Origin of the sequence: Sphingobacterium cellulitidis, from assembly GCF_043187465.1 — a bacterium.
Lineage (GTDB): Bacteria > Bacteroidota > Bacteroidia > Sphingobacteriales > Sphingobacteriaceae > Sphingobacterium > Sphingobacterium cellulitidis.
In genome coordinates this window covers 4242438-4254675 of the sequence record NZ_CP171136.1, presented here as the reverse complement: position 1 = coordinate 4254675, position 12238 = coordinate 4242438, and the positions used below count along the sequence as shown (strand labels likewise).

The following is a 12238-nucleotide window of genomic DNA, read 5'->3' as shown; positions in this document are numbered from 1 at the left end:
TAAAAAATGGCAGAATTAAATCAAGACTCCGGCGGCGGCAAAAAAGGCGGCAAAGTAAGGTCGAAGAAAAACGGTGGACGTGTGGATTTAACCGCGATGGTGGATCTAGCATTCCTTCTGATTACCTTCTTCATGCTTACAACGTCCTTGAATAAGCCTCAAGCGATGGATGTTAACATGCCTGATAAGAATAAGGACATGAATGAGAAAAATCCCGAGATTGAAATCGCGGATAACCGTTCTATCACCTTATTGTTAGGTTCGGATAATAAGATTGCTTGGTATTACGGACAATTAGCAAACCCAATCTCGGCACCAGCTGTCGTAGATTATAGCAAAGAAGGAATTAGAAAAATCGTTTTAGAGAAAAAAGCGCAAGTTCCTCAAGTGTCAGGTGGTAAAGATCTAATTGTTGTAATTCGTCCAAGTGACAGGTCTATTCAACGTAATCTCGTTGATATATTAGATGAAATGAAAATCACTGATGTTAAACGTTTTATGATTTCCAAAATTAAACCTGAAGAGGTTGAGGTTTTAAAGACCAATGGAATCTACAACGAATAATATCAGCTAAATCGAAAGAAAATGATTGGTTCAAAATTAGATTTATTTAAGAAAGAATGGCTAGATGTCGTTTTTGAAAATAGAAATAAAGAGTATGGTGCGTATGAACTACGTAAGTTTGCTCCAAAGGCAACAAACATCGCTTTATTTTCAGTTTCGGCGGTAGTCCTTGCTTTCGTGGCTATAAAAGCCTTTGATATAAAGCTTTTTCCTGAGAAACCAGTTGAAGAAGTGGAGGTTGTTACTCCAGTAACTTTGGAAGACTTAGAACTTCCTGAGCCACCTGAAGAAGAAGAACCACTTCCTCAAGAGGAAACCCCGCCTCAACGTATTGCTGAAGAGCCACCTGCGGAAGACTTAATACGTTTCCCAGAGCCTAAGGTTGTTGATGCAAGACAAGTAAAAGAAGAGGTTGTTTCTCAAGAAGAAATTAAGGAAAAAAATGCGACTCCAGCGCGTATTACCTTGAAAGGTACCCCAGGTGCCTCAGGTGTTCCGACAGGAGAGTTTGGTCCTAAGAAAGTAGAAGGTGCTATTACTGGTAGTACAAAAGGTGTAGAAGGTGGTGACCCGAATAAGGTTTACGATTTCGAAGCCGTTGAAGTACCAGCTTCGTACCCAGGAGGTATCAATGCCTTCCGTCAGTTCGTGTCTACGACACTTGTTTATCCAGCTGCTGCTAGTGAAGCAGGAGTAAAAGGTACAATCGAATTGTCATTCGTAATTGACAAAACAGGTTCTTTGACAGATATCAAAGTGGTAAAAGATCTTTCTTATGGAACAGGTCAAGCAGCAATCACTGCATTGAAGAAATCCAAGAAATGGCAACCAGCTATCCAGAATGGTCGTCCGGTTCCAGTTCGTTATTCATTGCCGATTCGCTTAGACTTGTCGCAAATGTAATTCGATATGTCGAATCCTTCAACAAGAAATAATTTTAGACAGAAATCGCCCACACAGCGATTTCTGTCCATTTTAGGACTATTCATGTTCTTCTTTTATTTCGTGGTGGGATTATTAATTATCTTTTGGAAAGGTTTTCCGATCGAAATTGATCCTACTTACAAGAACATATTTGGAGTCCTTCTAATCGTATATTCATTTATGCGTTTTGCCCGACTTTGGCAAAATAATTTTAGAAATAATTAATCCTTAGCGAACTATTTCATTCTAATAATCATGAAGCGAATATTAATCTATGCATTCATTGGCTTTTTAATGTTGTCTATTGGCGCATGTTCCAATAGTAAAAAGAAAGGTCAGGATGTAACAGATAGTACTCAGAAGAAGCAGGGCGTAGGAACTGGCAAGATTTTAGCAGGAGAACTGGCAGTAATCGTAGATGAGTCGATTTTGCCGATCATGCTAGAACAAGCTGATGTTTTTAAAACATCCTATGAGAATGCAAATATCAGGCTGATTCCATTGCCTGAAAAGGAAGCAATCAATGCGTTGATTACTGGAGAAGCAGATATTGCAGTCCTAGCGAGGTCTCTAAGTACTGAGGAGAGTGCAGGTTTTGTAAAACGACAATTGAAACCTCGTACCTTCCCAATTTTCTATGATGGCGTTCTTTTTTTTAATAATCTTTCGGCAGCAGATACTTCAATCGATATTAATACGTTAAAATCATTGTTGAAAGGAGAATCTAATTCAGGAAAGCGTTTGGTATTTGATAATATCAATTCCACAAATTTTAGAAAAGTTAAGGAATTAACGAACTTGGAAAAGGTTTCTGGCCAATCTGTGAAAGGGATGACGACTTCCAAAGAAGTTATCGATGAAGTTTTGGCGGATCCAAACAGTATAGGTGTGATCTCTTACGGGCAGTATTTAGATTGCATAAAGCAGTTTGGAGAAGAAAATAAAATTCGTATCTTAAGCCTTCAAAGTATAAAAGATGGTAAAAGTCTCGGTTTCTTTAAGCCTTCTCAGACCACATTTGCTACCGATGAATACGCTCTGAAATCAGAATTTCAAGTGTTAAATTATCAGCCAAAGATGGGATTGGGGATAGGTTTTTCTGCGTTCATGACAGGAGATCGTGGACAAAGAATCGTATTAAAATATGGCTTACTGCCTTATACGATGCCAGGTCGAGAAATCATTATTAGAGAAGACAACATAAATTAGTTTATAACAAAGAGTAAATAACAGATTATGACAAACAGCAAATTATTTTTAAGCCTTTTAGTTGCGGGGGCTGTTGCTACAGGTACAGCACAAGCTCAAAGTATCAAAGATGCAAAGGCTGCAATTCAAGCTGAACAATATGACAAAGCTAAAGCAATGTTGCAAAATTTGGTTCAGAAGAAGGCAAAAGATGGTGAAAACTATTTTTACTTAGGACAAATTCACTTGATTAACGATAAAGTTGACTCAGCTCAAATCGTTTTCCAAGAAGGTGTAACAAATGCTCCTAAAGAAAAATTGAATACTGTAGGTTTAGGTATAGTAGACCTTGAAAAAGGTAATGTGAGTGCAGCAGAAACGAAGTTTGCTACAGCCTCACAAGGTATAGGTAAAAAGGAGTATGAAATCCCTTACTTTATTGGTAGAGCATATATTGATTCGCCAAAACCGGATTATAAAAAAGCGGTAGAATATTTAACTAAGGCTAAAGAAATGAATGCAAAGGATGCTTTAATTCCTAATGCATTAGGTGATGCTTATGCTGGTCTACGTGAAAGTAGCCCTGCATACGTAGCTTACCGTGATGCCTTGACAATTGACCCTAAACTTTTAGCGCCTAAAATTGGTCAAGCAATCATCTCTAGAAGAGCACAAGCTTATGATGTAGTATTAGAGCAATTGACTACATTGGCAGGTGAGAACCCTGAATATGGTCCGATCTACCGTGAATTGGCAGAAACTTATTACTTATCATCTATCAAGGCACCAGAAGATCAGTATCGTGAAATCAACCAAAAGGCAGTAGAGAACTACAAAAAATACTTGTCATTGACAGGTGATGCTTCAACAGATGCTAAGGTTCGTTACGCTGACTTCTTGGTTTATTCTGGTAACTATGATGAATTGAAAACTGTAGCTCAACAATTATCAACTATTGAAGGTGTTGATGCTAAAGTTTATCGATACTTAGGATATATCGCTTTTCTACAAGATAAAGATTATCCAAAATCATTAGAGTATATGACTACTTTATTCAGCAAAGTTGATACAGCTCGTTTAATCGGACGTGATTACTTATATGCTGGTTTAGCAAACTTAGTTGCTGGTGATGCTGCAAAAGGTGCTGAATTATTAAAAGTAGCTGAAACTAAACAAACTGAAGACGAGAATTATGATGAGGAAATCTCAGAAACTGCTTTTGAATACTTCAAAAATGGTGAACAAGAAATTGCTTCTAAAATCTTCGCGATTCCTGCTAACAATGATAGCTCTGACTACTTCTTCGACTCGAACTTCTACTTAGGGCAAATCGAGTATGGTATCGGTTCTAAATTAGTAACTGTTCCAGAAGGTACTGAGTTGACTCCTGAACAAGTAGCTGAAAAAATGACTGAAGCTAAACCACACTTGGAAGCAGCAGTGAAATCATTGGGTCTTGTAGCAAATTCAACTAAAAAAGAAGTTGTTGCCAAATACAAAATTCCAGCGTTATACTACAAAGGATTAACTGAACTAGCTTTGGATAACGTAATGTACGATCCTGAAAATGCTAAAGGTATTTTTGTTGACTCATTCACTAAATTATTGGAAGCGATCAATGCTTCTGGTAAAGCTGAAGAAGAAGCTAACAAAACTTATGCAGCTGATGCACATAACTATATCGGCTATTTCGCGTACCTAAAAGGTGATACTGCAAAAGCAAAACAACACTTCAGTGAAACATTGAAATTGAAAGCAGATGATGCATTTGCTACTCAAATGATGGGAGCTTTGTAAGCGACCAGCATATACAACAAAAAAAGCCCGCAATTTGCGGGCTTTTTTTGTTGTATATGCTAGATGTGAGATGTGAGATGTGAAATGTGAGATGTGAGAATTGAGAGAGTGGAAAGAAGGGAGGGGGCTGGTTGTGTATTAATGCATTTTTTTTCTACAAATATTCCGCCCCGCTGGGGCTTGATAGGATTCATTTTTTCAGCGCCACAATTATGCCCTCGAACTTGCTCAAGCAGGGATGTAGACTTTTCTACCAATTGTACGGATTTGGAGCCCATGATATATTTCTTTTTGACTCGGCCCGATTTCTTATCCATACAATTCTCATGACCTATTGGCTTTTGTTATTTGTCAGGAAATCAATTAGATGTTTAGATAAAATTAATCATACATGGACTTTATATTCTTTGGTAAAACATCTCTAATTTATAATGATTCAAAATAACAAAAAGCAATGCCTCAGGCTGGGTCTATCCTTTTTTTATTGACATATTTTGTTATTTTTGCTATACTACTAATAGCAATAAACTAAAGATATGGATGGACTAGCAGGGCAAAGTGCGCCTATAGATTATATTCCTATATTAATTCAATTGGCGGTGGCCGTAGGTTTTGGTGTTACAACAATTATTGGGACACATCTTATTGGGCCAAAAGTACGTACCGAGAACAAGTTAGGTGCTTTTGAGTCTGGTGTTGAGGTCGTTGGTAATGCGCGTCAACCTTTTTCAATCAAGTATTTTTTGGTAGCCATCTTATTTGTCATTTTCGACATCGAGGTGATTTTTATGTATCCATGGGCTGTTAATTTCCGCGAATTTGGGGTGCAGGGATTGATTGAGATGTTTGTATTCATGGGCTTATTGCTTTTAGGGTTTATTTATATCATTAAGAAGAAGGCATTGGACTGGGACTAACCGCAGGTTGATTCAAGGCCAATCATTTAATAGACAATAAGATGAGTAATATTACCTTATCAGATGCGCCTCCAGGTGTAGAAGGAGCAGGATTCTTTGCAACGACATTGGATAAGGCCATTGGGTTGGCACGAGCGAACTCATTGTGGCCATTACCATTTGCAACCTCCTGTTGTGGGATCGAGTTTATGGCGACTATGGGTTCCACATATGATTTAGCAAGGTTTGGTGCGGAGCGTCCTAGTTTCTCGCCAAGACAAGCGGATATGTTGCTAGTAATGGGGACAATTGCCAAAAAGATGGCGCCGGTTTTAAAACAGGTGTATGTTCAGATGGCAGAACCCCGCTGGGTAATCGCCGTTGGTGCTTGTGCATCAAGTGGTGGGATTTTCGATACTTACTCCGTATTACAAGGTATTGATGAGATTATTCCAGTCGACGTCTATGTTCCAGGCTGTCCGCCCCGTCCTGAAGCAATTCTGGATGGAGTATTAAGACTTCAGGATATTGTAAAGAACGAATCTTTGAACCGAAGAAATACGCCGGAGTATAAAGCCTTATTAGAAAAGTACGGAATTGCAACAGATAATGGATAAGTTGACTAATCAAACGGTTATTGATAAGCTGAAGTCACAATTTGGCGATCATCTAACCCATATATCAGAACCTAAAGGACTTTTAACAGTCGAAACCGATACGGAACATATCATTGACTTGCTATCCAGCATTAAGAATGATGAATTCATGCAGTTTATTTATTTGACTGATATTACTGCTGTTCATTATCCGGAGAAAGAAAAACCTTTCGCTGTTGTATATCATGTGCATAGCCTGGTTCATAATGTTCGTATTCGGGTTAAGGTTTTCTTAACAAAGGAGAATCCAAGTATTCCTAGCGCCACGGTATTGTGGAATGGGGCAAATTGGATGGAGCGTGAAACTTATGATTTCTTTGGGATACATTTTGAAGGCCATCCAGATTTAAGAAGGATTTTAAATATGGATGATCTAGGTGTTTTCCCGATGCGTAAGGAATATCCACTAGAAGATCCAAATCGTGTGGATAAGAAGGATTTTTATTTTGGACGATAAGAGCGGATATCATGAGTAAATCAATTTCAAGAATATCACATAATGCACCAGTCTTTGATGATAATGATCCTCAAGATGAATTGGTGACCTTAAATATTGGCCCTACTCACCCGGCAACACATGGTGTATTCCAGAATGTTGTACAGATTGATGGGGAGCGGATAGTCAATGCTGTTTCCACCATTGGCTATATCCACCGTGCTTTTGAGAAAATCGCAGAGCATAGACCTTTCTATCAAATTACCCCATTGACAGACCGATTGAATTATTGTTCCTCACCGATCAATAATATGGGTTGGCATATGACAGTGGAAAAGCTGTTGGATATTGAGATTCCAAAGCGGGTTCAATATATGCGCGTCATCGTCATGGAGCTTGCCAGAATTGCCGACCATATTATCTGTAATGGTATTTTGGGAGTAGATACCGGGGCGTTTTCAGGCTTTTTGTATGTGATGCAGGAGCGTGAATTCATCTATGAGATCTATGAGGAGATCTGTGGAGCACGATTAACGACTAATATTGGTCGTATTGGTGGTTTTGAACGTGATTTCAATGATGTAGCTTTTGAAAAGATCAGAGAATTCTTAAAGAGATTTCCTCCAGTATTGAAGGAGTTTCAAGAATTATTTGACAGAAATAGAATTTTTATCGAGCGTACCTCCAATGTTGCGGCAGTTACACCTGAGGAAGCTTTAAGTTATAGCTGGTCCGGACCGATTCTACGCGCCACTGGAGTGGATTATGACGTTAGGGCGCATTCACCATACTGTTCATACGAGGAATTTGATTTTGATATTCCAGTAGGGACAAATGGGGATGTTTATGACCGTTTTATGGTCAGAAATGAGGAGATGTGGCAATCCCTTCGCATCATTGAACAAGCGCTGGAGAAGATTGACAAGGAGCCAAAAGGCATTTTCCATGCAGATGTTCCTGATTTTTATCTTCCGCCAAAAGAACAAGTATATACAAGTATGGAGGCCTTAATCTATCATTTTAAAATTGTGATGGGAGAATGGGATGCTCCAAAAGCTGAGATTTATCATTCTGTTGAGGGGGCAAATGGGGAGTTAGGATTTTATTTGGTTCATGATGGAGGTAGAACTCCATATCGTCTACACTTCAGACGACCATCTTTCATCAACTACCAGATGTTTGCACCAATGACCAGTGGGATGTTAATTTCAGATGCGATTATCAATATGAGTAGTTTAAACGTAATAGCTGGTGAATTAGATGCTTAGTGTTAAAGAAAATATGATTGTCGAGTTTTCGACAGAGCTTTTGGGGAAATTCTCCGAAGTTGTAAGTCGTTATCCTGAAGGAAAGCAAAAATCAGCATTATTGCCCATCCTTCACTTGGTACAAGAGGAATATGGCTGGCTAAGTGTGGATGCTATGGAGAAAGTAGCAACCTTCCTGAGCATTGAGCCTATCGAAGTATTTGAGGTTGCAACTTTCTATTCCATGTATTTTTTACAGCCACAAGGAAAATATGTTCTTGAGGTATGCCGAACGGGGCCATGTTGCTTGGTTGGTGCAGAGAAGATCATGGCTCATATTGAAGAGAAATTAGGCGTAAAAGAAGGAGAAGTGACTGATGATGGGATGTTCTCTTGGCGGGGCGTGGAGTGTTTGGCGGCATGTGGATTTGGTCCCGTGCTTCAGATCGGTCCAAGCTATACCTTCTATGAGAATCTTACACCGGAGAGTGTCGATCAATTAATCGGCGATTTAAAAAATAAAACAAAAAGCGAGGCTTAGTAATATGGGACGTAAGTTATTATTAGAACATATCAATGTGCCGGGTATCAATACCTTCGCTGTATATCGTGAGAAGGGTGGCTATCGTGCTGTAGAGAAGGCATTGAAGAGCATGTCACCTGAGGATGTTGTGGAAGAAGTGAAGAAATCAGGACTTCGAGGTCGTGGTGGAGCAGGATTTCCTACAGGAATGAAATGGAGTTTTCTGGCAAAGCCGGAAGGTGTTCCACGCTATTTAGTATGTAATGGTGACGAATCAGAGCCTGGGACGTTCAAGGATCGTTACTTGATGACTTATCTTCCGCATGCTTTGATTGAAGGTATGATCGTTTCCAGCTATGCTTTGGGAGCAAATACATCTTATATCTACATCCGTGGAGAGATGATGCCACAAATCCGAATCATGGAGAAGGCGATCGAAGAAGCAAAAGCAGCTGGCTTTTTGGGTAAGAATATTCTAGGGACAGGATATGATCTAGAGATCTATGTGCAACCAGGTGGTGGTGCATATATCTGTGGTGAAGAGACTGCCTTATTGGAATCCCTGGAAGGAAAAAGAGGGAATCCAAGAATAAAACCTCCATTTCCTGCAGTGTCAGGGTTATATGGCTGCCCTACGGTAGTTAATAACGTGGAGTCCATTGCTGCAACAGTTCCTATTGTCAATGATGGTGGTGAGGAATATGCTAAAATTGGAATTGAAAGAAGTACAGGTACCAAATTGATTTCAGCGTCAGGGAATATTGCAAAACCTGGAGTATATGAAATTGAGATGGGTGTCCCAGTGGAAGAGTTTATCTTTTCTGATGAATATTGTGGCGGAATGGCGAATGGAAAACGATTGAAGGCTGTTGTAGCTGGAGGTTCTTCTGTTCCTATATTACCAGCGAACCTGATTGTGAAGACCATTAAAGGAGATTCACGATTGATGGCCTATGAGTCATTGGCAGACGGAGGCTTTGTGAGTGGTACGGCGATGGGTTCAGGTGGTTTCATTGTATTTGATGAAGATCAGTGTATTGTTCGCAATACCTATAATTATACCCGTTTCTATAGACATGAAAGTTGTGGACAATGTTCGCCATGTCGTGAAGGTACGGGCTGGATGGAGAAGATCTTGAATAAGATCGAAACAGGACATGGAGATATGTCGGATATTGAATTGTTGTGGCAGGTACAGCAAAAGATTGAAGGAAATACGATCTGTCCATTGGGAGATGCTGCAGCATGGCCTGTTGCCGCTGCGATTCGTCATTTTAGGGATGAATTTGAATGGCATATCCTACATCCCGAAGAAGCACAGAAGAGAAACTACGGTTTAGCACATTATGCAGATCCATTGGTTCCAGTAACCGAATAAGGGTCATATTAATTAAGAGCAACGATGGCAGAAGAAGTTCAAAATTTTAAAGTAATGATAGACGGAATAACAATTGAAGTTGCTCCGGGTACTACGATATTAAATGCTGCTCGGCAGATTGGCGGAGAGATTGTTCCTCCAGCAATGTGCTATTATTCTAAGCTAGAAGGTACTGGTGGAAAATGCCGGACCTGTTTGGTGAAAGTAAGTAAGGGTTCTGAAAAAGACCCGAGACCAATGCCGAAGTTAGTAGCATCTTGTCGTACAACTGTAATGGACGGAATGGAGGTGTTAAATATCACCTCTCCGGAAGTAGTTGATGCAAGAAAGGCAGTGGTGGAGATGTTGTTGATCAATCATCCATTGGATTGTCCGGTTTGTGATCAGGCAGGGGAGTGTAAGCTTCAGGATTTAAGCTATGAGCATGGAGCGGAGAAGACCAGATATGAATTTGACAGAAGAACATTTGAGAGAATTGATATAGGAGAGAAGATTCAATTGCATATGAATCGCTGTATACTATGCTATCGTTGTGTATACGTTGCGAATCAATTGACAAACAAGCGTGAACATGGAATATTATTCCGTGGAGATCATGCTGAGATTTCAACCTATATCCATGAGGCATTAGATCATGATTTCATAGGGAATGTCATTGATGTTTGTCCGGTTGGAGCATTGACAGACAAAACCTTTAGGTTTAAAAATAGGGTTTGGTTTACCAAGCCAGTAGATGCGCATCGGGATTGTCCAAAATGCTCAGGAAAGGTTACATTATGGTATAAAGGGCCAGATGTCATCCGTGTAACAGGCAGGAAAGATGAGTATAATGAGGTTGAAGAATTTATCTGTGATACCTGTAGATTCGAGACCAAGCGTACGGATGATTGGGTTTTAGAGGAGCCAACGAAGATCAGCGATCAATCGGTAATTGCTTCGAACCATTATCATCAATTTGATCCACCGAGTGTAATCCAAGATAATCCGGTATTACAGGAGGCGAATGTGGAGCAATTGGCAAGATCTGAAAAATTAAAATAGGAAAAGGAAGATGGAAACGGCCTTTATTTTAGAGAAATTAATCTTAGTTGTCATCATATTTGTGGTTACATTAGTTATTGCCATGTATTCTACTTTAGCAGAACGTAAGATTGCAGGATTCATGCAGGACCGACATGGCCCTGATCGAGCTGGATTATTTGGGATATTACAACCCTTATGTGATGGTGGAAAATTCTTTTTCAAGGAAGAGATTATTCCTGCAGGAGCTCACAAAACCTTATTTATTCTAGGACCTACCATAGCAATTATTACTGCCTGTATTAGTTCTGCGGTAATTCCGTGGGGGCAAACCTTAACGATTGGTGATAAAGCCATTAGTTTACAAGTTGCAGATGTGAATATCGGGGTTTTGTATATCTTCGGCGTTATTGCCTTGGGAGTTTATGGAATTATGTTAGGAGGCTGGGCTTCCAACAACAAGTTCTCCCTGATGGGGGCAATTCGTGCTGCTTCACAAAGTATCAGTTACGAAATTGCAATGGGTTTGTCGTTGATCGCTTTATTGATGGTTACTGGCACACTATCCATTGGTGAAATCGTGGCTCAACAGTCAGGCTTTGTAAACTGGAATATCTGGGTTCAACCTCTGGGATTCCTGATTTTTATGACCTGTGCATTTGCAGAATGTAATCGGGTTCCATTTGACTTACCAGAATGTGAAACCGAGTTAGTGGGTGGATATCATACAGAGTATTCTTCCATGAAATTAGGTTTATATATGTTCTCTGAGTATATCAATATGTTTGTTTCATCATCCTTGATGGCAGCATTATATTTCGGAGGATACAACTTCCCGTTCATGTATGACTTAGGTCTATCTGAGAATTGGATTACAATAATAGGGGTATTGGTGTTTTTCCTTAAAATATTTGGGTTTATCTTTTTCTTTATGTGGGTAAGATGGACATTGCCACGATTCCGATATGACCAACTTATGAATTTAGGTTGGAAAATGTTGATTCCATTGGCGATTGCAAATATTGTACTGACGGGAATTATTACCATTGTTAAAGACACTTACTTTTAATCGGGAGAGGCCATGCAGTCGTTATCAAATAGAAAAAAAGTATTAGAACAAAAGCCGATGAACTTTTGGGAGCGCATTTACTTGCCTGCCATAGCAAAGGGTTTATCGATTACCATAAGACACTTCTTCAAGAAGATTCCAACGGTAAAATATCCAGAGGAAATTAGACCTTATTCGAAGAATTTTAGGGGTCAACATTCCTTAAAGCGTGATGAACAAGGTCGAGAGCGTTGTACTGCTTGTGGTCTATGTGCATTATCATGTCCAGCGGAAGCCATTACGATGACCGCAGGGGAGCGTAAAAAAGGAGAAGAGAACCTTTATAGAGAGGAAAAATATGCAGTAGTGTATGAGATCAATATGTTACGTTGTATATTTTGTGGTCTTTGTGAAGAGGCATGTCCGAAAGAAGCAATTTATTTGGATGGTACGCATGTTACCGCAGATTATTTACGTAAAGATTTCATATATGGGAAAGACAAATTGTTGGAACCAAAATTTGATATCACCAAATTATCTCAAAATCAGCAAGCATAACCT

At 39.5% G+C, this 12238-nt stretch carries 13 protein-coding genes; all 13 read left to right on the top strand.

Features of this window, described 5'->3' with window-relative positions:
• Nucleotides 1-6: 6 nt before the first annotated feature.
• Nucleotides 7-564 (top strand): biopolymer transporter ExbD, encoded by a 558-nt coding sequence (locus tag ACF3OC_RS18525; protein ID WP_094257439.1) that lies wholly within the window; start codon nucleotides 7-9, stop codon nucleotides 562-564.
• A gap of 21 nt (nucleotides 565-585) precedes the next feature.
• Nucleotides 586-1467, top strand: a complete 882-nt coding sequence (locus ACF3OC_RS18520; protein WP_094257438.1) for an energy transducer TonB — start codon at nucleotides 586-588, stop codon at nucleotides 1465-1467.
• A 276-nt stretch (nucleotides 1468-1743) separates the two neighbouring features.
• Complete coding sequence (locus tag ACF3OC_RS18515) at nucleotides 1744-2697, top strand: PstS family phosphate ABC transporter substrate-binding protein (protein WP_094257436.1); 954 nt, start codon at nucleotides 1744-1746, stop codon at nucleotides 2695-2697.
• A 27-nt stretch (nucleotides 2698-2724) separates the two neighbouring features.
• Nucleotides 2725-4473, top strand: coding sequence for a tetratricopeptide repeat protein (locus ACF3OC_RS18510; RefSeq protein ID WP_094257435.1), 1749 nt, complete (start codon nucleotides 2725-2727; stop codon nucleotides 4471-4473).
• Between the two features lie 536 nt (nucleotides 4474-5009).
• The gene (locus tag ACF3OC_RS18505; protein ID WP_094257434.1) at nucleotides 5010-5390 is read left to right on the top strand and encodes an NADH-quinone oxidoreductase subunit A; all 381 of its coding nucleotides are present in this window, start codon (nucleotides 5010-5012) and stop codon (nucleotides 5388-5390) included.
• Between the two features lie 41 nt (nucleotides 5391-5431).
• Nucleotides 5432-5986 carry an NADH-quinone oxidoreductase subunit B gene (locus ACF3OC_RS18500; protein ID WP_093099582.1) on the top strand — a complete coding sequence of 185 codons (555 nt, stop codon included), beginning with the start codon at nucleotides 5432-5434 and terminating at the stop codon, nucleotides 5984-5986.
• A complete protein-coding gene (locus ACF3OC_RS18495) occupies nucleotides 5979-6482 on the top strand; it encodes an NADH-quinone oxidoreductase subunit C (protein WP_094257433.1) in 504 nt (167 codons plus the stop codon). The genes ACF3OC_RS18500 and ACF3OC_RS18495 overlap by 8 nt, the downstream gene beginning before the upstream one ends.
• Nucleotides 6483-6493: 11 nt before the next feature.
• Nucleotides 6494-7729: an NADH-quinone oxidoreductase subunit D gene (locus tag ACF3OC_RS18490; RefSeq protein ID WP_179221525.1), complete on the top strand. Its 1236-nt coding sequence runs from the start codon at nucleotides 6494-6496 to the stop codon at nucleotides 7727-7729.
• Complete coding sequence (gene nuoE, locus ACF3OC_RS18485) at nucleotides 7722-8249, top strand: NADH-quinone oxidoreductase subunit NuoE (protein WP_392470395.1); 528 nt, start codon at nucleotides 7722-7724, stop codon at nucleotides 8247-8249. Before ACF3OC_RS18490 ends, nuoE begins: the two co-directional genes overlap by 8 nt.
• Before the next feature lie 4 nt (nucleotides 8250-8253).
• Nucleotides 8254-9609, top strand: a complete 1356-nt coding sequence (gene nuoF, locus ACF3OC_RS18480; RefSeq protein WP_392470393.1) for an NADH-quinone oxidoreductase subunit NuoF — start codon at nucleotides 8254-8256, stop codon at nucleotides 9607-9609.
• Nucleotides 9610-9633: 24 nt separating this feature from the next.
• Nucleotides 9634-10650, top strand: coding sequence for a 2Fe-2S iron-sulfur cluster-binding protein (locus ACF3OC_RS18475; protein ID WP_094257430.1), 1017 nt, complete (start codon nucleotides 9634-9636; stop codon nucleotides 10648-10650).
• A 10-nt stretch (nucleotides 10651-10660) separates the two neighbouring features.
• Nucleotides 10661-11698, top strand: a complete 1038-nt coding sequence (gene nuoH / locus ACF3OC_RS18470; RefSeq protein ID WP_094257429.1) for an NADH-quinone oxidoreductase subunit NuoH — start codon at nucleotides 10661-10663, stop codon at nucleotides 11696-11698.
• A 12-nt stretch (nucleotides 11699-11710) separates the two neighbouring features.
• Nucleotides 11711-12235 carry an NADH-quinone oxidoreductase subunit I gene (locus tag ACF3OC_RS18465; protein ID WP_094257428.1) on the top strand — a complete coding sequence of 175 codons (525 nt, stop codon included), beginning with the start codon at nucleotides 11711-11713 and terminating at the stop codon, nucleotides 12233-12235.
• The last annotated feature ends 3 nt before the right edge of the window (nucleotides 12236-12238 follow it).